The organism is Larkinella harenae (genome assembly GCF_054780515.1).
The window spans coordinates 149,380-172,833 of the sequence record NZ_BAAGWE010000007.1; the positions used below are offsets into that span (position 1 = coordinate 149,380).

The following is a 23,454-nucleotide window of genomic DNA, read 5'->3' on the forward strand; positions in this document are numbered from 1 at the left end:
GGTGGCCGCATAGATTTGTGACGGGAGTGGGGCGCAATTGCGAACGGTACGCCGTCGCGGGCCCGGCGGATAGCTTTTTTTTGAGAATGGTAGTTCAAACCAAGAACGGCCAAGGAAAAGCTTGAGGCACTGTCTTAGGAAATCGGGCATTTTAAGCGACGGACATCCATGAATTAGTGTCTTAGCTAATCTGCAAGCTAATAGGCTCTCTTCACGTTGCACTGCTCCAACCCGCGATAGCGTCGCAGTGGCGCACCACCTATGCCTAGCCTCATCTGTAAACTTTCAGCTGACTATACACACTTATCGATTACACTGCAGAACCATTTTGTTAGCAATATGTGTTCTTCTTCTCACCACTGGTAATCGGTCGTTACAGTCTCGTCATGGTGTCGCGGAATAGAAGTAATTGTCTCGCCATCGTCCCAACCTGCCAATGACGTTTTAGCTTTTTTACTCTGATTTTAAAACGTTTACCGGTTCAATTTGCCCCGCTCGAATGGTCTGGGATAGGACAGTCAGAAGCCCGACTATTGCAACCAAACCAAAGGCTATGCTTATATTTATAAGACCTAAATCAAGATAACTGCCCATTTCTTTTCGTAGTAAATCACCACAAAACAAGCCAGCTGGAACACCAATAAGGCCGGCAATTAGGATAAGAATACCAAAATTCTTGGTAACTATCCACACCAATTTTATATTGTTTGCTCCCAATATTTTTCTTATACCCAGTTCTTTCGTGCGCGTTTCTACGGAGTAACTGGCTATGCCTAAAATGCCCAAAGCAGCGATGATCATAACAATCAGGGCAGTGCCTCCGAAAATCTCCATTTCTCCACTGATTTCTCCATTGATTTCTCCTGAATAACGATACTTTTTTAAGTTATAAAGATTTGCTGTTTTCTCAGGAAAATGGTCTTTCCATACCGATTGAATGGCCCTGGTCGCTTTCATTTCAGTACTTGGCTTTATTTTTATGGTCAAGGTGGTTATTTCATTTGGCAAATACCGATAGATTAAAGGGAGTTGTTGGCCAATTAGCTCATTGGATATGATGCCAATGACTTGTACAGAGGCAGAGTCCAGCAAGAGATTTTGTCCCACTAGGGTCTCCGATTTAGATTCCAATAATTTTGCGGCAGCTTCGTTCACCAACACATATTGCTCCGTACTTTGGGGCATAGTTGAAGGAAAATTTTGCCCCGCTAGTAAGCGGATACCTTCTGTTTCAATGGTGCGTGGGTCAATACTTACGTAATTTATTTCCAGCGTTTTATTGTTTAGCGTTACCGAATCTTTACCCATTTTAATGGGTTCATAGTACCAGTTAGTGGCCAAAGTCGTTTCTACCTGACTTAACTGATTTATTTCGTTTTGCAGGTTTTGATAGTTTTCACCTTTCAAATCCAGTGTCAGAACATTGGATGGCACGGTTGAGCGGATGATTGCATTGTTCTTTCGATCATAGTCGGCTACGATGACAACCAATATCATGAACAGGATGGTCACAGAAAATTGAACAACAATCAACGCTTTGTAAACCGCAACACCCCGGAACAGCTTAATATTCTTCATTTTACGCAAAACCTGTATCGGCTGAAACGCTGACAATAGCCAGGCCGGAAATGCCCCTGCGACTAAGCCGGTGATAACGGCGTAGGTTATCAAGCCTATTACTAAGGCTATATCCCAGGAGAATGTCACATCATCCATATCGGGTATATAGTGGGCTAAAATGGTAACACAGGGCACGGTAAACAACAAAGCAAACAGGGCAACAAGGGTCGATTCCGTTAAAAATTGACCGATAACTTGTCCTCTTGTTGCGCCTATGGTTTTGCGAACTCCTACTTCTTGCGCCCGCGAGAAAGCACGCGCCAATGCCAAACTGATATAATTGAAAGCCGCTAAAAGGGTTAACGATAGAATGATGAATAGCTGCGTTTTTACGTCTTCCCAACTAGTGCCCGCATTGGGGTTATTTTTAAGATCGATTTTTCCAGGGGTAATAGCTTCGATGGGTTGGGCCGAAAATTGGAGATTGCTCTTATCCAATTTCCGATTATAGTGCTGGAGCGTTGCATGAAGTTGCTCTAAATTACCGTCTGATTTTAAACGGGCATAAATGGCTGAACTCTTGAAGCTTCCCCAATCTTGTGAAATACCACTGATTACGCCTTTTTTTTCCAGCATTTCAGCCGAACGAATTGATACCATTGCCTCAATGGGTAGATGGGTTTCTAAAGGTGGGTCCTGGATTATTCCCCCAACGGTAAAAGAACCTAACTTTTCAACTTGAACCGTATGTCCTAAGACATGGGTGCTACCAAATAGTTTCTGGGCTGTTTTTTGGGTTAAAAAAAGGGTGGTGGAATTCGTGGCCAGGCTTTGTGCATTACCTGACAACAGGCGAAAGCCAAAAACATCAAAAAAAGAAGGTTCTGAAAATTTTAGGTCAATCGGTACATCCCCTTTGTCGGTTTGCAGGTTATGTTTTCCTGCCAGACGTACTTTAACCGTTTTTTCTACAAAAGAGACGCTTTCCAATTGAGATGCCAACAGCAATGGAGCAGTTGCCCATTGGGTTTGTTCCCCCTCCTTAGTTTCTTGCGTGAGTATGCGCACGATTTGATTGAATTGGGGATGAAAATGGTCGGTATCAAACGTGGCTTTCAGGCCGGTAAAAAGAATGACACCCACCGCCATACTCAGGGATAAGCTCAGGATATTGACCACTGAAAAAAGTTTGTTTTTCCACAGGTTGCGCCAGGCGATTTTAACGTAGCTGCGAATCATATCCGGATTGATTAAAGATGGCGAGAAGTGTTCAGGGGTAAAGTAAGGACGGGTGGCAGCCGGTCGCTCGGGGCAGGGCTCCTTTTGCCGGTTGGTCAGGCTGGCCACTCGACGCCGTAGGTAATAGGGTCGAATGACCTTCAGCGCTTCCCAACCATACCAACAACAGGCTCGCCAGGAACCCACCTGGCGGGCTCGCTGGGCAAATTGCTCGTGGAGATCTCCCTGCAACTCTTCCAGCAGATCAGGGGGCGCCAACCAACTGAGCAGGCGGTCGGCCCAGCGGGGCGGCTGAGGTGTCGGGTCGGAGAAAAACTTGTTCATGGGTTAGGAAAAGAAAGGGGTGGGTAAGGCTTCCCAAAATCCCATCCGGAGTTGACGCATCTCCCGCAGTACTTGCTGGCCTTCGGCCGTCAGGATGAATAAGCGTTTGCGCCGTCCGCCCCGGGCTAGGGTAGCGCCACCCAATTCCGAGTTAACGAGGCCCTTCTCTTCCAGGCGATACAAGACCACATGCACCCCCGTCACGGAGGTGGTTCGATGGGTACGTTGCTGAAGTTCGTCGGCAATGGTGACGCCATAGGCCCCGGTGGACTGGTCTTGCAGGAGGGCCACGGCCAGTAAGACTAGCTCTTCAAACTCCCCCAGATAGGTTCGACTCATCACAAACTAGCTAAAAATAAATATATTTCTTTAGCACTTGTTGAACAAATAGAGTGCCAATAATATAAATAGTTAACTATCAGGAATATACCCAGATTAATATGGGTTAAATGTCCGAAATCGAACAAATGCTGTCCGGAATAGGCCACCATAATCCGTTTATATAACCTCGGATATACACATGAGAACATTCTCATAAAATGCTCCTTTTCGTGAGACAATTAATATTTACACCATCACTACGGTTTATACTTCAACTAACGTTTACTTGTGAACTGACTTGTTGACCCAAAATAGAATCGTCGTTTTCATATAAGTGTGTACGGCTCAAAAAGCTTATGAATTTTGATCGGGAGTCCGTTTCATCCTCCCCTTTCCAATCACATTAAATTCGAAATAACATTTGTGAAATCCTGCCAGGGGCATTTAAAGCAAAAGTCCGCCCTATCAGTTATTTCCTTCTGTATGATGCTGGCCAGACCTTTGCGATACTGTCGCGCGAACTCACCTGGGATGTTGAAAAAGGAACATTGTTTTGTGAAATAAGTTTTTGAGACTAGTAGTTCAAATCGTGAATGGCCAGGGGAAATTGTGCTGCACTGTACCGGAAAAACGGGCGTTTAATGCAACAGGTAAGACAAGAGTAGCTAGCATAAAGACAGAAACACTGTGCAAACCTAAAAGCACTTTTATAACCCGGTCAGATCGATGAAATATAGCCACCGTGGCCTATTCGGTCCTTATACCAATTACCAGTAACTACAGATATGGCTTTAAGTACGGCGCAGTGCGGCTACCGGGGTGTTGAGCCACTTCCCCAGGAGGCCCCTGAGCCACCACCTGTCCGCCCTCATCACCCGCTCCCGGTCCCATGTCGATGACCCAATCGCTGGCCCGGACGACCCGCATGTTATGCTCCACCACAATGACGGTATTGCCCCCGGCCACCAAATTGCGAAGCTGACCCAGTAGCTTGTCCGCATCAGCCGGATGCAGACCGGTGGTGGGTTCATCGAGGATGTACAGTGAAGAACCGTTGTTGGGGCGTTGCAATTCGGTCGCCAGCTTGATCCGCTGGGCTTCTCCGCCGGATAGCTCCGTAGCGGGTTGCCCCAATCGCAAATACCCTAGTCCCACTTCGCCCAGCGCTGTCAGCGAACGCAAAACGGTTGGCTCTTCCTGAAAAAAAGCGAGCGCTTCGTCAACCGTGAGGGCCAGCACCTCGGCGATCGTTTTGTCCCGGTAACGGACCTCCAGGGTTTGATCGTTGTAGCGGGCACCGTGGCAAACCAGACAGGGCTTATAAACGCTGGGCAGAAACAGGAGTTCGACCATCACAAAACCTTCTCCCTGACAGTTGGGGCAGCGACCTTTGGCCACGTTGAACGAAAACTGGCCGGCATCGTAGCCCCGTTCGCGGGCCATCGGCGTGGCGGCAAACAGTTTCCGGACGGCGTCAAACAGACCCGTGTAGGTGGCCATGTTGGAGCGGGGCGTGCGGCCAATGGGCTTCTGATCGACCCGGACCAGCCGCTTGATGCGTTCCAGACCATGGGTGATTTTACCACCCGTCGTAACCGGCCGCTCCTCTTCCATCGAATCTGCTTCGTCCTCATCGGTCAATGACTGACCCAGGTGAGCCGCGACGAGTTCGACCAGTACCTGACTGATCAGGCTGGACTTGCCCGAGCCTGATACGCCGGTTACCGCCGTCAGCAGGCCCAGGGGGATGGCTACGTCCAGCGCCTGTAGGTTGTTCCGGCTTACTCCAACCAACTGAAGCCAGTCCGAAGGAGAAAGGGGGGACGCTAAAGCGTTTTTCTCCGAAACAAATAAATAGGGTCGGGTTTGTGATGCGGAGATGTGGGCCAAACCCGCCGGTGGGCCGCTGTAGAGAATCTGACCGCCTTGCTCACCAGCGCCCGGTCCCACATCGACCAGCCAATCGGCCTGCCGGATGACATCCAGATTATGCTCGACCACGAACAGGGAGTTACCGGCCCGTTTTAAGCCCGCCAGCGCAGAAAGCAGTGCTTCGGTATCGGAGGGGTGCAGGCCCGCCGAGGGTTCATCCAGCACGTACACCACCCCAAACAGATTCGAATACAGCTGCGTGGCCAGCCGCAGCCGTTGCAGTTCACCCGGCGATAGTGTGGGCGTGCTCCGTTCCAGGGACAAATACCCCAGCCCCAATTGAAGCAATACTTGTAGGCGGGCTACCAGATCGGCGGTGATCCGGCGAATCACTTCCGCCCGCTCGGGCTGAACTTCTTTCGGGTTTTCGGTAAAGGGTTGAAGCAGCGTCGTCAGGCGCTTAAGGGGTAGTTCGGACAGGTCCTTGATATCCAGTCCTGCAAAGGTAACGCTCAGCGATTCGGGCCGCAACCGTTTTCCGTGGCAGGTTGGGCAGCGGGTTTGGAGCATAAAGGCCGATACCCGCTTTTTCATTAACTGACTTTGGGTATTGGCGAACGTATGCAGCACGTGCCGCCGGGCGCTGCTGAAGGTACCCATATAATTGGGAGGCTCCCGGCGTTCAATGGCCCGGCGGGTTTGCTCGGGGGTATAACCGGGATACACCGGGACAACGGGCTGCTCCTCGGTGAATAAAATCCAATCGCGTTGTTTTCGGGGAAGCTCCCGCCAGGGCTTGTCGACGTCGTAGCCCAGCGACACCAGAATATCACGCAGGTTCTGGCCACCCCAGGCTAGCGGCCAGGCCGCCACCGCCCGCTCCCGAATGGTGAGGGAAGGGTCAGGAACCATCGATTCCTCGGTAACTTCGTAGATGCTACCCAGACCGTGACAGGTCGGACAGGCGCCCTCGGGCGTATTGGCCGAAAAGGATTCCGCATACAGAATCCCCTGACCCGGAGGATAATCCCCGGCCCGGGAATACAGCATTCGCACCAGGTTACTGAGCGTAGTGACGCTGCCCACCGACGAGCGGGTGGTTGGCGTACCGCGCTGCTGTTGCAGGGCAACGGCTGGGGGTAAGCCCTCGATGGCATCGACTTCGGGAACCGCCATCTGGTTAAAGAGTCGACGGGCGTAGGGGGATACCGATTCGAGATACCGGCGTTGGGCCTCGGCGTAGAGGGTGCCGAACGCCAGGGAGGATTTGCCGGAACCGGAGATGCCGGTAAATACCACCAGCGCATCCCGGGGAATGGCTACATCGATATTTCTAAGATTATGCTGCCGGGCACCACGCACGCGGATGAAGCCCTGCGGCTGATGTTCAGACGGAAAATTCACTTCGTGGGTAGCTTTTCTTGGATAACCACTGCTGGTGAGGGGTTGTTGGATTGCGAATCGAGTTTCTCATTCGGCATAGGATATAAACTTTTTTCGCACAAGTCAGAAGTTAAGTGCTTAGTCATTCCACACGGGCAGACCCGTCGGAATGACTAAGACCGCTTCATTGATTTAGAATTGGCTCATTTGTATGGCTGATTCACACCGGCCATACAAATGAGTTTAATCTACTAGTGCGGAGCAAAAACGACCCGCATGGTTTCTTTCTTATTGAACAGATCGTAGCCTGCCATGCCCTGATCGAGCGACATTTTGTGCGTCAGCATAAAGGCTGAATTCAGCTCCCCTTTTTGCAGATGCTCCAGCAACCGGGGAATGTACCGCTGCCCGTGTTGCTGACCCATTCGGAAAGTCAGGGCTTTGTTCATGGCCGCCCCCATCGGGATGCTGTCGACCAAGCCGCCATAAACACCAATAATCGAAACGGTTCCGCCTTTCCGACAGGCCAGGATGGCTTCCCGCAGCACAATCGGCCGGTCGGATTCCAGACGAACAAACTGCTTGGTTTTGTCGTAGTAATAATCCAGTCCTTCGCTGACCGCTTCCATGCCCACGCAGTCGATGCAGCGGTCGGGGCCACGCCCACCGGTCATCTCCCGCAACGCTTCCTGAATATCGACTTTCGAGAAATCCAGCACTTCGGCTCCGCTGATGTCTTTCGCCATTCGCAGCCGGTCGGGCTCACGGTCGATGGCAATCACGCGGGACGCGCCTAATAGAAAAGCACTTTGAATGGCCATCTGCCCAACTCCTCCGCATCCCCATATGGCCACGACGTTGCCCGGCTGGATGTCGGCTAAATCCGCAGCCATAAAACCCGTGGGGAGGGCGTCCGACGCAAATACAGCGGCTTCGTCGGGCAACCCTTCGGGAATGACAAAGCAGCCCCGGTCGGCATACGGTACGCGAATGTAATCGGCATGGGAGCCGGCATAGCCGCCAAAGGCGTGGGAGTACCCGAAAATCCCGGCTGGTGAATCACCGTAGGCTTTTTCCGGTATCCAGGCGTGGGGATTGGAGTTATCGCAGAGCGACCATTGTGTACTCTGGCAATATTGACATTCGCCACACCCCAGAATCGAGCACACCACTACGCGGTCGCCTTTTTTCAGCTTCTTCACCTCGGAGCCGATCTCGATCACTTCGCCCATAAACTCATGGCCGATAATGTCGCCTTCGCGCATGGTTGGCACGTAGCCGTTGAGCAGGTGCAGGTCGGAGCCGCAAACCGAGGACAGAATTACCCGCAGAATCGCATCTTTAGGGTTGATGATGGTCGGGTCGGGAACCCGCTCTGTGCGCAGGTCGCCAACACCGTTATAACATAGCGCTTTCATGTTTTTCGTCGATTTTGGTGTGTTCAGCTACCGGTTTTTTGCCGGATTGTTGCTCACTTTTTCGACCGGACGGCTGCCCGGCGATGGTCGTGATTTCGCCGGTTTCCAGCAATTGCTTGAACCGGCGCAGGTCCTGTTTGATCATCTCCTCAAAAGCCGGGTTGAACAGCTTCATGATCGCACCACCCAGTTGCCCGGCGGGTGGCCGGTACTTGATCACCGCGTGAACTTCCGTACCCTGGCCATTGGGCGCATCGACAAAACGGACTTCGCCCGCGTTGTCAATCCGGGCATCGGAAACTGATTTCCAGACCAATCGTTCGTTTTTTGCCTCCTCAACAATCTCCGCATCCCACTCCACCGTTCCCAGCGTTTTCGCGAGGAGACCATCCGAGAGTTTCGCTACCCAGTGCGACCGTTTGTTGTCGAGTTGGCGAACTTCGCTCAGATGAAACATAAACTGGGGCAGGTTCTCCAGTTGCCGCCAGTAGGCATACACCTCTTTGCGCGGTTTGTTGACCGTCAGGCTTTTGGCGATTTCAATCGAATCCACCGCCTTATCGTCAGCCTTCGGCTCGGCCGTATTTCGCCCCAGCGCCTGGTTCATGGGGCAATAACCCGAAGCTCCCCGGTAGACCATGAATCCGCCCAGTGTGGCCAGTACTAGCCCGCTAAACGAACCACGTCGCAGGCCGTACGTGGCGAGCAGCGCTCCACCAGCCGCCGACCAGATTCGCTCCGTCTTGTCAACATTGATTCGACCGGAACCGCTGGTGTCCGGCTCAATCTGTCCCATGCCCAGTACACGCGACACGGGCTGTTTTTTGTTTGCCATAATTTTAGGGAGATAAAAGGTTTGTTTGCCTGTCTGATTAGTCCGCTCGCCAGCCTCTTCCGATTCAAGCTGGGAAAAGACCGCTTTTAGGTATCAGGCAACTTCATGCGGTAAATGGCATACGGGGTGGTTCGTTTGTTTTCGCCATCGTTGTAATCGGGCTGCTTATTGATCTGAGAGCAACTGATGTACAAATAGCCATCCGTCGATATGGAATAACTATCTGGCCAGATCAGCCTCTCATCGGCTACGACGTCTTCCAGGTTGTGTTCAGGTGTTATTCGGACCATTTTGTAGTTCTGGTAATCGCCCAAGTACAGATTGCCGTTGGTGTCGAAGATCATCCCGTCCGTAACCGTAAACCGGCCCAAATCTTCCACCGCAGCCTCCCGTTGATCGTCCGGCAAGGCTTCGTCCCGCAAATAGTCTGTTCGGATGCGGTAGAGTTTATTGTCGGTGAGCGGTTTGTAGTACAGCCACTCGCCATCCGGTGTTAGAGCAATACCATCCGATTGAAGGTGTACCGGTTGCCCTTGCTTTTTAAATTCCTTCCCATCCACGATCAGGGTAAAGGAAGGGTCATGTTTCACCGACGGATGGTTGCGCAATACCTGTCGGATGGTTCCCGTTGCCAGATTGACCACCACAATCCCCCCTTCATTGGAATTCGTTAAATACGCTACCTTTCTATGGGTATCGACCCGCACATCGTTGATGTAGCTTTTGTTACTTAGTACGCCCTCAAACCGGTACACGGCTTCGATGCTGTCGGTCGCCAGATTGAATTTGACCAGCTTAAAACTAGCGTCATACACCTGTTCCATGTTCGGGCAGGCGGGGTCCACCACCCACAGGTAGTTCTCCTCATCAACGTACACGGCCTGCACACAGACCCATGTGTTCCTTCCAGCGTCCCCTTCCTGCCAGCTGTTCCAGGCCTCATCCGGATACGGTTTTACCTGGTTATTGGGTAAAATTTCGACCACACCGTACTGGTGGGGTCCGGGCCATAACGGATAACAGGTAAACAAACGACCGTCTTTCGTGATCGCCACGCCGGTTAACTGGTAAGTATTGTCGGAAAAAACTGGTTCCAATTCCTGACTGCTCGTACTCATGATTGAATCGGTTTAATTGACAGGGTACCCGTAAATAGGTACCTATTCGCTACCCAGGTCAAGACGGATCAACCCAGAAGTGTGCAGCTTGCGCCGGCTTCTGGGTTGATCCAATTAAGGCGACCCGCTGGATAACACCTATTACCGTTTGTTCTTGCGTTTCAGCAGCATGTAGCCAGCCGTGATCAGCAAAGCCGTGGTCGCGACCTTGCGGACAAAAGCAGGGCGGTTGTGCTTCCATTCCGCTCGCCAACCCCGTTCAATCCAGGGATTAGGAAGAATGCCGTGTCTTAAGTCGTCGAGCTTGTCCTCAATGGCGTTGACCCGGTCGGCCAATATCAGCGTCATCCAGTGCGTAGCGGTCGCTTCGCTATACTGATACGCATAGCGACGGATAGCCCCACTCAGGCCCGTAGGCGGGGTTGACGTGCCAAAGACCCGGGTGATGCCCGGCCGCTCCACCGAATGCAGGACCTCCATGTCGATGCGCTGCTGGGGGGCTTTTTCATAATTGAGCCGCTCGTGGTCCGCCCCGTTCCAATGCTTCATCGGGTAGGTGGGGTCATTTTCCGGATCCGCATCCATCCCCCAGCCGGGGATGTCTTTGGTGCGGGTATCCCGGTTTCGATCCGCAATCTTTCGGTCCTGAAATTCGGCTATTCGATCTTCTAATCCGGTTTGCATAAGACAAGGGGTTAAATCGCGTGGGCGCGTGGCGGAATGAGTAAGGGTTTGATAATGTGGTCCAGCTTACTGGAAAACATGCGGTACGCATCCGACACGTCTTCCAGCGGAATGCGATGTGTGATCATTTCCTTGGGGTTGATGCGGCCATTCATGATGTGATCAATCAGCTTGGGCAGCAGCCGTTTCACCGAAGCCTGGTTGGCCCGTACGGTAATCCCTTTGTTCATCAGACTGCCAACGGGTACCAGGTTCCAAGGCGGGCCGTATACGCCGATGATGGACACAATACCGCCTTTTTTGACCGAGTTGATCGCCCAGTGCAGGGCCGTGGCATCGCCGGCTTGCAGGAGCAGTCCTTTACCGGTCAGGGATTGCAGGAAACTGCCGGTGCCATCGCAGCCTACCGCATCGATACATACGTCGGCCCCAAAGTAATCGGTGGCTTTTTTCAGGAACAACACCGGGTCTTTCATTTCCTGGAAGTTGTAAGCCTCGGCGAAGGCAAACTTGCGGGCAAACTCCAGGCGGTAATCGACGTGGTCGATCACAATGACGCGGGTAGCCCCGAAAAACCAGGCAAAGCGAGCCGCCATCAGACCCACCGGGCCGGCGCCAAACACCACCACGGTATCGCCTTTCTGGATCCCACCCTGCTCAGCCGCCTGATAGCCTGTCGGTACCACGTCGGTCAGCAGGACGGCGTTTTCCAGGTCGATTCCGTCAGGGATTACAGTGGGGCTCACATCGGCGTAGGGTACCCGAACGTATTCGGCCTGTCCGCCATCATAGCCACCGCCGGTGTGCGCATAGCCAAAAAAGCCCCCAACGGCGGTGGCTTCCGGATTGGACTCATTGCAGTTGCCATAGAGTTCCTGCTTGCAATGTGGGCAGGTGCCGCAGGCCACGTTGAAAGGCACCAGCACGTGGTCTCCCACTTTGAGTTTTTGCACGCCCGAGCCGATGGCTTCGACGACGCCGGTAAACTCATGGCCAAAGGTCATGCCCACCCGAGTATCGGGCACACGACCGTGGTACAAGTGCAGGTCTGAACCGCAAATCAGGGATCGGGTGACCCGGACAATGGCATCATAGGGATGCTTGATCTCGGGCTCGGCCCGATTCCGGTCTAGCCGGATTTGACGGGGTCCGCGAAAGTTCATTGCTAACATAGCTACCTGTCGATAAAGGTGATTAAACGAATTGATTCAAGCTGTCATACCGCGTTGAAGCCAGCCTAAACGCTTGCGCCGTAGCAGCAAAACGGTCTCATCAGCAACAAGGGCGTGTATAGACACCTACCTGAAGCGTAGGCTACAAAGGCGCACCATTCACCAAGACGTATTTCCGTCGCAAGCACCCACGCCCACGCTCGTAGAGCAAAGCGTTTAGGTTTTCAGAAGGGCCTATCGTGTGTTTTGGGCAAGCCAGTCAACACGGGATGATTCGTTTTCCCTTCAAGCTGCGCAACATCATTTCATCGTATGCTTGCTTAGCAGACCTTTCGCGTTGGTCCAAACAAGCCCAGTTGTCTATCGCCAAACAGCGGAATGGTCGTTCTCCTGCAGGCTGTGCGCGGTTCTTCTGATCGCGGAGGCTATCAGCATCGTTTAGACTCGGCCAGCAAGTCGTTGAGGGGTTTGTTTAGCGGTCGATTCCATCGCATCGGTCAAGCCGTCGATTTGCACCTAATAGACTCTTTTGTCTTCAAGGCAGTTAAACTTATGAATAGAAAATGAGGTTTTGGACCTGTTGAGAAAGAGGAGGCCGGTAAACTCGCTATCTTGTGGTTCGGAAGGTTAATTGAGTAAGCGCTGAACAATCGACAAGATTAAATTTGGGGAAAGTGCCAGCTAACCAACTTATTCCAAAGAATCGTGCCTTGAGCGCTTTTTAATAAGGTGGATTGATCGCTAAAAAAGCCCGCTGGCCACGGCATGAAGGAAAGACGCGGTTCCGCTCCGTCATAGGGACCATTGTGGCTGATTGTCTAAAGGTAATTTATACCATTTCGATCCGCTTATTCGGCTCCTGCTAGGTGTAAGTCATCTTCTTATGAACGAAACATTTGGTAAAGCCTGTGGATATGGAGGCTCTGACTACCTGCTTACCCATTTAATGGGTAAGAAACCTTTAGACTAACGTTAGGTTAGCCTGTATATTCTCACAAAAACGCTCCGTCTTGAGACAGAGAAACGTTCGTAATAATGCCTATTTAACTGGCTAGCCTTCACTTAACTAGTGTCCGCGTCGCGAAGGATCATACAGCCGTGCATCAATCTCGAAGACTTCTGACTTGACGACTTGACAACTCGAAAACAGTTCATGGCGGGGGTTGATCAAGTAGTTAGCCATGATGGGTACCACTGAACTGGGCACCTGGACGACTAAGCGGTCCGGCCTTTGCAGCCAATCCACTAGAATGCTTTGAGAGGACAGCGGGCCACTACCCGTGGCTCGCCAATCAGTGGGCAGGTCCTGCTCTTGCAAAGAACGTATTGAGTCCGGCACCTCAATGGTGACTAAGTAGTACGGAGGTATGTGTTTAGGATTAAGATGCACCAGCACTTCCAGCAAGCTTAAGGCTGGGGATTCAGTGGTATACAGCAGCGATAGCCCCTTGGGGTTCCAACGGCCGCCATACAAGGCCGCTCCTTGTCCAGACAGTGACTCATGACGATAAGCGGCCTGGAGTAAACGATAAACCAGCATGTAGTCAGGTGGGTAATTCCAGCAGCGTGTCAGTAGAAGATGCCGTGCTCAATGCGGCCTAACACATCATTGACTTGGGTGAAACCGGCAATGGTCGTTAGCGTTTGCAGCGGTGTACGACCATCCAACTCGCCTAGCGGATAGCGCAGCCAGTCCTGCAAGGCCTGCTCATCGCCAGCGTACACCCGCAAGCCATGCTGGATAACTTGCTGGAGTAACTCGACGCGTTCGGCCGTGGGTCCGCTCAAGGCAGTTTGGCGCCGTAATCGGTGTAGGGTACTTTCCGAGAGCTGCAACAGGGGCGCTAATTCTTTGAGGGTAACGCCGAGTTGTTGAGCTAACTGGTTAAGCCGTGCATCGAGTCCGTTGGGTTTAATTTGAACAGGTCGTTTAGCCCGCAGTGCTGTTAGCTGAGGGGCTGAGTGCTGATTGGTTTTCATGGTTACAATGATCAGTTGACAATTATACAACAATCAGCTGACAATTGCAAGTTCCCCTTTGATGGTGTAGGGATCTTGACCGAGCAATTCAGCAATGGTTAGACCGTACACTACTAAATGGACCGCGGTAGCAGGCCATTTGACAGTTAGTAAACAATAATCGTCTCTTCAAACGCTTCTGGTTGAGACGAAGCAATGTTCATAAATATGCTCTCGCATAAGACGAAAAAGCGTTCATGTATCTATTCCTTAAAATGAGCATTTCAGGAAATAAAATCCTATCGCAATATTACGATGAATTAAGTTTGTGCTATCTTTGCGGCATGGGAGTTACCAAAACCGAAATATTTACCCAGGAGCAAAACCGCATCGCTGATCTGGCGAAAGCATTCGCTCATCCGGCGCGAGTGGCCATCTTGCAAGTGTTATTGGCCAAAAAAGAATGCGTGTGTGGCGATATAGTCGATGAACTGCCTTTAGCGCAGCCGACCGTTTCCCAGCATCTGAAGGAGCTAAAGCGCATCGGCATTGTGCATGGCAATATCGATCCGCCCCGAGTCTGTTATTGCATCAATCCCGACGTGTGGGAAGAAGCCCGACAGGTTTTCGGCCCGTTGTTGGATTCATACGTTTCGGCCAACTGCTGCTAAGTGGCTTGCTCTTTTTTTACCCAAATCAATCGCAATATTACAATAAACCAATAGGAGATAAAATGGAAACTGCCAAACAACTCAAAGAGATCGTGCGCCAACAATACAACGCTATTGCCGAGCGCGGCCCGGCTGAACAACCGAATGCCGCCGGTTGTGGCTGCGGCCCGACTTCCTGCTGCGGCCCCTCGAACGAGGTGCCCATCAACATGGCCTTGGCCTATGACGGGTTGAACGGCTACGTGGCCGAAGCGGATTTGGGCTTAGGCTGCGGCCTGCCGACGCAATTTGCCCAGATCAAAGCCGGGGATGTCGTGGTCGATTTGGGTTCCGGGGCGGGCAATGACTGCTTTGTCGCTCGCGCGGAAACCGGCGAAGCGGGCCGGGTGATCGGCCTGGATATGACCCCGGCGATGATCGACCGCGCCCGTAAAAACGCGAAAGCCTTGGGTTTCACGAATGTTGAGTTCGTTTACGGCGATATTGAAGATATGCCTTTACCTGACAACCTCGCCAATGTGGTAGTGAGTAACTGTGTGATGAACCTAGTACCTAATAAACGGCAGGCATTTACCGAAACCTTCCGAATTTTGAAACCGGGCGGGCATTTCAGCATTTCCGATATCGTGCTGAAAGGCGAGCTACCGGAAGGCGTCATGAAAGATGCCGAGCTGTACGCCGGTTGCGTGTCAGGGGCGATCCAGAAAGACACCTATTTGCAGATCGTGCAACAGGCCGGATTTACAAACATCGTCGTTCAGAAAGATCGAGAAATCACTTTACCGGATGAGCTGTTGCAAAACTACCTGACGGCCGACGAAATCGCTGATTATCGCCGCCAAGCTAAAGGCCATCCAGCCCGGGGCATTTACAGCATGACGGTTTACGCACAGAAGCCAACGGACGCGGCCGAAATAGCTGCTTTTTGCTGCGGTCCATCTTGCTGCAACTAATGCCATGAAACGCATTCTCGTCTTATGCACAGGCAATTCTGCCCGCAGCCAGTTGGCCGAAGGCTATCTGCGCTTCTTTGCCGGTAGTCGCGCGCAGGTCTACAGTGCCGGAGTTGATCCGAAAGGGGTCAACCCGCTGGCGGTGCAGGTAATGGCCGAAGACGGCATCGACATTTCGCATCACACCTCGAATCATGTGGACGAATACACCGGCATACCCTTCGATTTCGTCATCACCGTTTGCGATAATGCCCGCGAGCAATGCCCGATATTCCCATCGAGCGCGCAGCGGTTCCATCAAAGCTTTGCCGACCCTGGTCATGATCCGCAAATTGATGCGCTGACCTCATTTCGCCAGGTACGCGAACAAATTAAACAATTTAGCCATAACTTTATTCAGGAGCATCTACCCTATTCCAGCACGACCTAAACCATGGCTCTACAGATTGAACATGCCCGGCCAGATGACCGCCAACTTGTTATCAGCCTGCTTCAACAAGCGGATTTATTGACCGACGACTTACCGGCTGACCTGGGCGGCTTTTTGGTGGCCAGGGAGCAAGGTGCATTGACTGGGGTGGCCGGTTTAGATCGCTTCGGCCCGGTGGCCTTGCTGCGCTCGGTGGCCGTCGATCCCCGCCATCAGGGAAAGCAGATCGGCGCACACCTAGTCGGCCGATTGCTGAACGAAGCGAGGGCGGGCGGGCTTGAAGAAATGTATCTGATTACCACAACGGCCGAGCACTATTTCGAGCGGCACGGTTTCCAGCCGGTAGCTCGACCGAATGTGCCACTAACGATTCAGCACACCCAGCAGTTCAGCGAGCTGTGCCCATCATCGGCTGTGGTCATGATGCGACCGCTATAAGGTCGCAGTACCCTAAGCACCTTAAAATTCCCACGAAAACGCTCCTACTGGAGACAAGGAGTGATTTGCGTATCTATAATTCGGGCATTTAAAGAGATAGTTTCTACCCGGAAGTCAATAACTCTTCTTTTCGTTTATAGTTTAGCTATAAATCACTCTTAACCGGCACGATGGCTAAAGCATTTGGAGACGACGATCAGCTGTTCCTTCTGAAGCTGAGCGATAGCTTACGCGCGGAGGTAGGCGTCGAGGCTGTCGGTAATCGAGCGACGCAACTCATCGCTCAGCAGCTGGGGGCAGACCGGGTCTATCTGGTCACCTTAAACCCGGACGACGATTTGGTGGTAGTCACCCATGAGACCCGGCGACCGGACATGCCTCCCCTACAGGGCTCCTATCGCAGTTCGGACTTTCCGGCTGCCATTCAGGAAATTTTCGAACGTACCATTGTTTATACCGATGTTGGCACTGATGCCGCTTAACGGAGCTGGACCGGCTGTCGTTCGCCGGGTTAGGCGCGGCGCGGTGGGCTTCATGGCTGCGTCACTCCGCAAAGGCAGCGAGACCATGATCTGGGCCGCTGGTGCGGTATCGACTCAGCTCCGATCTTGGACGGCGAGTGAAGTGGCCCTATTTGAAAATGCGGTAGAACGCACTTGGGCAGCGGTAGAACGGGCCCGCACTGAAGAAACACTAAAAAAATCGGAAGAAAAAATACCGTACCCTGTTCAATTCGATGGACGATGGCTTCTGCATCATCCAGGTTTTATTCGATGAAGACGGCAGGGCAACGGACTATCGCTTTCTGGAAGCCAATCCGGCCTTCGTCAAGCAGACCGGTCTGGAGAACGCCATCGGCAAAACGATGCGCGAACTCGCACCCCTGCACGAACACTTTTGGTTCGATACCTACGGCGAAATTGCCCGAACGGGTAAACCCCAACGCTTTGAGCATCGAGCTGAAGCCTTGAATCCGCCCGCCTGGTATGATGTGTATGCCTTTCGCATCGACGAGCCGGAAGAAGACAAAGTCGCTATTCTTTTTAACAACATCTACGAGCGAAAAAATCGGAACAGGAGGTCGCCCAGGCTCAGCGCTTGTTCCAGGCGATGTTTGATAATTCGCTCCAGATCATGCAGCACTTCAAAGCCGTGCGAAACCAGCACGGCGAAATCATTGATTTCGAGTGGCTCATGACCAATAAGCAGTGGAACGATCGCTGGGGGGAGATGAGGGGCAAGCGCCTGTTGACGGAAAATCCAGCGGTCATCGAAACCGGATTATTCGAACAGTTTAAGCAGGTAACCGAGTCCGGTGTTCCACTTACTCAGGAACATTTTTATAAGTACGAACAGTTTAATGGTTGGTTTCTGCAAACCGTTACCAAAGATGGAAGTTGAGTATTCCTATTCAAAGATAATACTGGCTTGTTGACTCAACTTTTTGAACTGACTTTAAAGATAGATTCAAAAAGGTATGCTTTTGAGAACGGCCGTAATGCCGCGCAAATGCATTTCCTGGTACTTTTTTAAGAGCGCCCGGTTGGTCTGATCGGTTTTACACTGCGCTAAATCAGCAGCTTCAAACGGCGCTTCAATATCAAAAGCGGGCGTATTTAATTCTTTGTAACTCCAGGTCGGCATACTGCCCGCCGTACACAGGTAAAGTACCTTCTCCTGGGCCGCATCCCGGTTAGCCATGCCCTGCCAGAGCGTGTTGGCATAGGCATTGCTCCGATCGACAAAGGATTTGCTTTGCAGACCATCCTTGGAAGCCGCTAAGGTTTGTCCCGCAATGCTGGCCAAACAGTGGTACGAAAAGATCACTTCCGGTTGGTGACTTTTCATAAACTGCATGATGGCGACGGTTTCGTTTTCGCTCTCCGCAAAGGCCCCACGGTATGTATTCGATTGGGGATCATCGGTTGAATACCCGTAGGTTGTCTCTACGTCGCCCCAATTCGCCGGAAAATTCCGGTTGATATCCACCAGATTCGCATTCCGGCGAAGGTACCAGGGAATCCCTTGCACCTGCCGCTCCCGCATATCCGGATTCGCCGACGGAATCGCGACCACCGACACTTTTTTCAGCAAGTCAGGGTGGTTTTCCAGGAGGTTTTCCAACACATAGAGAATGATTTCGGGACCGGCTTCGCCCGCATGGACGGCCCCAACTAGGGCAATGCAGCGCTTGCCCTGACCCACTTTCAGACTAACCAAGGATCTTTTATTGGTCGTTACCCCAATTTGATTGACCTGAACAAGCGCAGGATACTTCTTTTGGAGCTCGCTGACCCGTTTATGAACCGTTTCGTACGGCCACCAGATTTCCGGGTCCCGAGCCTTCACCGGCAAGGGGCCTTCCGGTACTCCCAGCGCAGAACCAATCCAATAGCAGTAAACCGTGCCCAATTTGATGTCCTTGTCTTCATAACGAAACTTGTTATCCAGCGAAGGCTCCATTTTTCCCTGAAAAATCAAGGTTGCTTTTTTGTGGTCAAGGGTTCGGAAATATTCACTGTAATCAATCCCAAATTTAAAATCAGGACATTCCATGCGGTAGATGCGGATCTGATCATAATGATAGCTAAGCTCTTTCTTTCTATAATACCGCATGGACTTGTACGCGGAGATCACAATTTTATTCGTATCGAAAAAAGCCTCGCCATCCCGCAACGTCTGGTATTCCGGCGTAGGTTCCTGCGCGACGGGGACGGAACTATCACCTTGGTTGCCTTTCAGAAAAGTTGGCATCACAAACGAGGAGGTTGATAGACCGGCCAGCCCAAGAAAGCTCCGTCGATTGAACAATTGCTTGATTGATTTTGCCATAACCCGTTTAACCTAGTAGAGGAATTGAAAAACGTCCGGATTGCTACTCATGATGCACTAGTTCGAAAAGAGCCTACAGGGAATTTTCTTTCTCTGTTTAGACCAAACGCCGTATATTATGTATGTTTTTGTTATTTTTTGATTTCGGTTACGTACCCCAAAATATTGAAACAAAATTTTTAATCAAAATAAGAGTGTGTTTTAAATTAGGCTAACTGTTTTTTGTGACTTTGCTAATAGCAGGCATGGGCGGTAGATTTAGCGGGGCTGCCCGTGTCGAATCTGAATCTCACCCCTCATGCGAATCCCCAGATCGACCCCACTGCCCGGCGTAGGTATGGATATAAATAAACTTTATTCGGCGGAGAGCCCTGGACAATACGATTAAATATTTTAATCGTATACCATTTACTGATCTCCTTCCTAATTCAATTCCTTTCAAGTACGATTTAATTTTTATCCTATTTATAAGACAATTTCTAAAACTATCGACTTTAATCGTTCATTTTCCGTCCACACGACACTCTTCTTTGGGCGTTTTTTTCTTCTTTCAAAAGGATGTCCAAATTTTAGCAATACTTGAGAGATTTGTTGCCGGATTAAAACATAACGCAGATGTGCACAGTGAGATACACAAAATGGGGCCTACTAATCATTCTGTTTGTTTTTTCCGTTTCATCAAGGATGAGGGCACAATCGAAAGATACCCTTTATCTGCCTGACCCGCTCATCGCCGAAGCCTACTATAAGGCCGCTCATCAGAATATTCTGGCAGCGGTTAATCCCGCTGTTTTCAAGGGCTATTTTTCGGTTTGTGCCGACGGAATAGGCTTTGGTTATGGCAATAGCTATCCTTCTCTTGACGGGCATCAGATGAGTGACGCGCTGCTGTGGCTAGGACAGATCAATACGGTAAAAGCAAATTGGGACTATGTGAAGTCTTTTCAAAAGCCGGATGGTAGACTACCCCTGGCCATCCTTCCAGCTAACGCCGGGCAAAAGATCGGGCCCCAAAATTACCAGGCTGAAGTTGATACCAATGGCGGTTTGTACAAACACTGGGTACCGAAGGATCCGTTGAGAGCATTGGCGGGAACTACCTACATTCAGAATGCAGATGTTATCTTTCGATTCACCGCTGATAAGCAATGGCTTAACGAACACTTGCCTTCCATAAACCGAACGGCCGATTACCTGGCTTCCCTAATTTCTGATGAAGGCGCGGTGGGTGGCGCCGGGTATTACATCGAGCGTCCTACGCGGGTAGAATTCGACGGGGTTGCCCAAGGGCATGTGGTGGACGCCTTCCGGCGATTGGCGGCTCTAAACAACATGGTTGGCAACCCTGTGGCTACCCAAAAATACAGTGTGCTTGCTGATCGTGTAGCGTCGTTCTTTCAAAAAAAATTTTGGCAGGGAACCCAGTATGCCGAATACATTCATCCCGAAAAAGGAGTTGTCAAGGGGCATGGCCTCACCGATGTCGACTGGACAGCCCTGGCTACCGGGGTTGCATCAGAAAAACAAAAAAAGGTTGTGTGGCCACAACTGAAAAGTGCTAAAGGATTCTACTACAACGGCATGCCAACTGGAATTGCAACGAAACCTGAAACGTACGAAAGTTGGGAAACTACCTATGCTGATAACCAGGATCTTGCCGCAATGGGCCGGGTGTGGTATCTGGAAGCATGGGCGAGGGCAAACATGGGTGACGCAGAAGGGCTGATCAGCAGTATTCGGGCGGTGAGCCAGGAGGGTCGCAACAGTAGCTACTACTGGCGTGAGCGGTACAATGCCAAAGGTGGTTACGGGGCTAAAAAGTATAATGAGTATCCGGCGAATCTGATCAGGATTGTTCAGCGGTTTTTATTTGGTGTCGAACATGGTCTTGACGGGTCGCTCCAACTTTCACCGCTAGCCCCTGAGGCCTTTTGGCGTGCTGGTTTTGGACAACGTTTATCAGTACGCAACGGTGCGATCGATTATATGATGAAAAATGGACAAACGGCCGGCCAGTATACCGGCGACACTTCACAAACCCTGTCTATTAAATTCCCGTACCCGGTTAAAAATATCCGTCTGCTCATCAATGGAGCGCCGGTCGCTCAGCGTAGCAAAGACAAGTGGATAACGTTCGTATTACCCCCTTCAAAAGCAGGCCGGCCATCGACGTTCAGTTTACGCTTTGACCACTAGTGTGTACTCCGTCAACCCGGCCGTATCGGTCCACTTACGGCTGACAATGTACAGCCAAGCTGTATTGATTTTAAGTCTTTTAATGGTTAATCACTTAATGCATTTTTGAATCGGCTTATTGACCCTAAAAGGCTCCGGTTAGGTGTTGATTTCTGATTGAGTCAAATAGCCAAGAATTTTGGACGGACATATGGCAAAACCCCTGTTAATTGCACACCGTAAATACCAGTAAGAGAATGTAGTCTTTAAGTTGTCCACGTAACAAGCGCAAAGCCTGGGATAAATGATACTCAACGGTTTTGGGAGACAGGTTCAGCCGCTGGGCAATTTCTCGAGTAGACAAAAATTGATAGCGGCTTAAAAAGAAAACGTTTCGGGCGGTAGCAGGCAATCGCTCAACTGCCATACTTAAATTGTTTGACAATTCATTGAAGCTTACCAGTTCTTCCGTGTTGTAAACCGCTTCCTGCTTTGTATGATATAATTGAGAATGAACCCGCTGGCGAACCGTCTGTTTGTCGAAGTAATCGTAAATCTGGTTCCGGATAGCGGTAAACAGATAGCCCCGCAACGACGTATGAATTGAGAGGTCAGCCCGCTTGATCCACAGATTCGCGAATAAATCCTGTACCAGCTCTTCCGCCGTAGCCCGGTCCCTGACGTGATTATAGGTTACGGCATACATCGACGACCAGTACTGCCGATAGATGGCGGTAAAGGCCGACTCATCGCCCTCCCGGAGCCGGGCAAGCCATCCTGCTTCAGAATTTGACGAATAGTGATCAGCCATAAACAGAAATAAGTTCAGTATGAGTAGCCCGCCAAAGGTAAGGCTCAACTAATAAACTACTTTACCCGCCAATCCTACTGTCGTCTGATTTAACTAATAGATAATATACCCTTTTTTCCCACGTCCCGACTTTTTTGTAGCAATTCAAGATTTTTTTTCATTTAGGTTTAGGGAGGTCCCGGGCAAAACCGTCATACACTATGACTACTCTTTTGCCAATGACTCGATCTGATTTACAGCAACTAATTCAACGTTACCGAAACGGAACCGCCAGTTTTGAAGAAATACAGCAGCTCGAACAATGGTGGCAGAAAGCCCTCACCGACCAGGCTGCCCTGGAGGATATGCCCCCGGCCGAGCGCATCCAGTTGGAAGAACGATTGTACGAGGGCGCAGTCCGGCGCATTCAGCAGCAGGAGCCCGGTGCCTTTCGTCCCGTAAAACCCATCGGTCGGTCCCGCTGGTGGCTGGCAGCCGCGGCCAGTGTAGCCGGGCTAGTATTGACCCTGGCCGCCTGGTGGCTGCTAAGTGACCCCACGGATCCGAAATCGTTTTCCTACCAAACCCAATACGGCGAGAAAAAGCGGATTCAACTGCCAGAAGGATCGGTGGTGTGGCTGAACGGCAATTCGTCGCTGCGGTTTGCGACGGACCCCGACGGCCATCGACAGGCCTGGCTCACGGGCGAAGCCCTGTTCTCGGTTCAGCACACGGCCACCCACCAGAAGTTTATCGTCCATACCACCAAACAGCTTAATATCGAGGTCCTGGGTACGGTTTTCAATGTGAGCGACCGCCGGGATCAGGTCAGTGTCACGCTTCGGTCAGGTTCAGTACGGGTGATCGACCAGACGCATCGCCAGTCTGATGTCCTGCTGAAGCCCGGTGAGATGATCACCAGCCGCAAAGCGGTTTCATCGACCGTACCGGCCCTGGAAAAAAGTGCGGTTCAGGCCGATCTGTCGACGGCCTGGAACAGTGGCAGCATGTACGTGGAAAACAAACCCCTTGGCGAGCTATTCGACTGGATGGAGGACACCTACGGTATTGAGTTGGAATACCGGCCCGAGTTAAGGCAGGAAACTTTTGCGGGCTCGGTGCCCACCGACTCCATCGGCTCGTTTTTCCTGAAACTGGAAAAGCTTTATCAGGTTGAAGTCAGCAAGCACGGCAATACGTATCAAATCAAATAAACCATAGCCGCCTGCGCTCCGGCTCCCGCCAAGGTTTAGGAGCAGCAGGCGGCTAAAAACCGAAGT

At 51.3% G+C, this 23,454-nt stretch carries 21 protein-coding genes; 9 read left to right on the top strand and 12 right to left on the bottom strand.

Going from position 1 to position 23,454, the window contains the following annotated elements; translation table 11 throughout:
* Positions 1-453: 453 nt before the first annotated feature.
* The 10 genes from ACYVH9_RS25815 to ACYVH9_RS25860 all read right to left on the bottom strand — a co-directional run bounded on the left by ACYVH9_RS25815 (position 454) and on the right by ACYVH9_RS25860 (position 13,906).
* Positions 454-3,123, bottom strand: coding sequence for a permease prefix domain 2-containing transporter (locus tag ACYVH9_RS25815; protein WP_460639318.1), 2,670 nt, complete (start codon positions 3,121-3,123; stop codon positions 454-456).
* Between the two features lie 3 nt (positions 3,124-3,126).
* Positions 3,127-3,462 (bottom strand): PadR family transcriptional regulator, encoded by a 336-nt coding sequence (locus tag ACYVH9_RS25820; RefSeq protein WP_460639319.1) that lies wholly within the window; start codon positions 3,460-3,462, stop codon positions 3,127-3,129.
* Positions 3,463-4,221: 759 nt separating this feature from the next.
* A complete protein-coding gene (gene uvrA / locus ACYVH9_RS25825) occupies positions 4,222-6,720 on the bottom strand; it encodes an excinuclease ABC subunit UvrA (protein ID WP_460639320.1) in 2,499 nt (832 codons plus the stop codon).
* 230 nt (positions 6,721-6,950) lie between these two features.
* Positions 6,951-8,117 carry a zinc-dependent alcohol dehydrogenase gene (locus ACYVH9_RS25830; protein ID WP_460639321.1) on the bottom strand — a complete coding sequence of 389 codons (1,167 nt, stop codon included), beginning with the start codon at positions 8,115-8,117 and terminating at the stop codon, positions 6,951-6,953.
* On the bottom strand, positions 8,098-8,952 hold the full coding sequence (locus ACYVH9_RS25835; protein WP_460639322.1) for an SRPBCC family protein: 855 nt from the start codon (positions 8,950-8,952) through the stop codon (positions 8,098-8,100). Before ACYVH9_RS25835 ends, ACYVH9_RS25830 begins: the two co-directional genes overlap by 20 nt.
* 86 nt (positions 8,953-9,038) lie before the next feature.
* Complete coding sequence (locus ACYVH9_RS25840) at positions 9,039-10,070, bottom strand: L-dopachrome tautomerase-related protein (RefSeq protein WP_460639323.1); 1,032 nt, start codon at positions 10,068-10,070, stop codon at positions 9,039-9,041.
* A 141-nt stretch (positions 10,071-10,211) separates the two neighbouring features.
* On the bottom strand, positions 10,212-10,754 hold the full coding sequence (locus ACYVH9_RS25845; protein WP_460639324.1) for a hypothetical protein: 543 nt from the start codon (positions 10,752-10,754) through the stop codon (positions 10,212-10,214).
* 11 nt (positions 10,755-10,765) lie between these two features.
* Positions 10,766-11,926, bottom strand: a complete 1,161-nt coding sequence (locus ACYVH9_RS25850) for a zinc-dependent alcohol dehydrogenase (RefSeq protein WP_460639325.1) — start codon at positions 11,924-11,926, stop codon at positions 10,766-10,768.
* A 1,066-nt stretch (positions 11,927-12,992) separates the two neighbouring features.
* Positions 12,993-13,466 carry an RES family NAD+ phosphorylase gene (locus ACYVH9_RS25855; RefSeq protein ID WP_460639326.1) on the bottom strand — a complete coding sequence of 158 codons (474 nt, stop codon included), beginning with the start codon at positions 13,464-13,466 and terminating at the stop codon, positions 12,993-12,995.
* A 29-nt stretch (positions 13,467-13,495) separates the two neighbouring features.
* Positions 13,496-13,906 (bottom strand): antitoxin Xre/MbcA/ParS toxin-binding domain-containing protein, encoded by a 411-nt coding sequence (locus ACYVH9_RS25860; protein ID WP_460639327.1) that lies wholly within the window; start codon positions 13,904-13,906, stop codon positions 13,496-13,498.
* Between the two features lie 323 nt (positions 13,907-14,229).
* Here ACYVH9_RS25860 and ACYVH9_RS25865 point away from each other — a divergent pair, with 323 nt between their 5' ends.
* The 7 genes from ACYVH9_RS25865 (at position 14,230) to ACYVH9_RS25895 (ending at position 17,778) form a co-directional block, all read left to right on the top strand.
* Complete coding sequence (locus ACYVH9_RS25865) at positions 14,230-14,556, top strand: ArsR/SmtB family transcription factor (RefSeq protein ID WP_460639356.1); 327 nt, start codon at positions 14,230-14,232, stop codon at positions 14,554-14,556.
* Positions 14,557-14,618: 62 nt separating this feature from the next.
* Positions 14,619-15,509, top strand: a complete 891-nt coding sequence (locus ACYVH9_RS25870) for an arsenite methyltransferase (protein ID WP_460639328.1) — start codon at positions 14,619-14,621, stop codon at positions 15,507-15,509.
* A 4-nt stretch (positions 15,510-15,513) separates the two neighbouring features.
* Positions 15,514-15,939 carry an arsenate reductase ArsC gene (locus tag ACYVH9_RS25875; protein WP_460639329.1) on the top strand — a complete coding sequence of 142 codons (426 nt, stop codon included), beginning with the start codon at positions 15,514-15,516 and terminating at the stop codon, positions 15,937-15,939.
* 3 nt (positions 15,940-15,942) lie between these two features.
* On the top strand, positions 15,943-16,377 hold the full coding sequence (gene arsN2, locus ACYVH9_RS25880) for an arsenic resistance N-acetyltransferase ArsN2 (protein ID WP_460639330.1): 435 nt from the start codon (positions 15,943-15,945) through the stop codon (positions 16,375-16,377).
* Positions 16,378-16,547: 170 nt separating this feature from the next.
* Positions 16,548-16,859 (top strand): GAF domain-containing protein, encoded by a 312-nt coding sequence (locus tag ACYVH9_RS25885; protein ID WP_460639331.1) that lies wholly within the window; start codon positions 16,548-16,550, stop codon positions 16,857-16,859.
* A gap of 254 nt (positions 16,860-17,113) precedes the next feature.
* Complete coding sequence (locus ACYVH9_RS25890; RefSeq protein ID WP_460639332.1) at positions 17,114-17,575, top strand: PAS domain-containing protein; 462 nt, start codon at positions 17,114-17,116, stop codon at positions 17,573-17,575.
* Positions 17,512-17,778 (top strand): hypothetical protein, encoded by a 267-nt coding sequence (locus ACYVH9_RS25895; RefSeq protein WP_460639357.1) that lies wholly within the window; start codon positions 17,512-17,514, stop codon positions 17,776-17,778. The genes ACYVH9_RS25890 and ACYVH9_RS25895 overlap by 64 nt, the downstream gene beginning before the upstream one ends.
* A gap of 66 nt (positions 17,779-17,844) precedes the next feature.
* Here ACYVH9_RS25895 and ACYVH9_RS25900 read toward each other — a convergent pair whose 3' ends face one another.
* The gene (locus ACYVH9_RS25900) at positions 17,845-19,209 is read right to left on the bottom strand and encodes a M14 family metallopeptidase (protein ID WP_460639333.1); all 1,365 of its coding nucleotides are present in this window, start codon (positions 19,207-19,209) and stop codon (positions 17,845-17,847) included.
* A gap of 624 nt (positions 19,210-19,833) precedes the next feature.
* Between ACYVH9_RS25900 and ACYVH9_RS25905 the strand changes: the two genes are divergently transcribed.
* Positions 19,834-21,405: an alpha-L-rhamnosidase-related protein gene (locus tag ACYVH9_RS25905; protein WP_460639334.1), complete on the top strand. Its 1,572-nt coding sequence runs from the start codon at positions 19,834-19,836 to the stop codon at positions 21,403-21,405.
* A 205-nt stretch (positions 21,406-21,610) separates the two neighbouring features.
* Here ACYVH9_RS25905 and ACYVH9_RS25910 read toward each other — a convergent pair whose 3' ends face one another.
* A complete protein-coding gene (locus ACYVH9_RS25910) occupies positions 21,611-22,195 on the bottom strand; it encodes an RNA polymerase sigma-70 factor (RefSeq protein WP_460639335.1) in 585 nt (194 codons plus the stop codon).
* 218 nt (positions 22,196-22,413) lie between these two features.
* Here ACYVH9_RS25910 and ACYVH9_RS25915 point away from each other — a divergent pair, with 218 nt between their 5' ends.
* Positions 22,414-23,388 (top strand): FecR family protein, encoded by a 975-nt coding sequence (locus ACYVH9_RS25915; protein WP_460639336.1) that lies wholly within the window; start codon positions 22,414-22,416, stop codon positions 23,386-23,388.
* Positions 23,389-23,454: the final 66 nt, after the last annotated feature.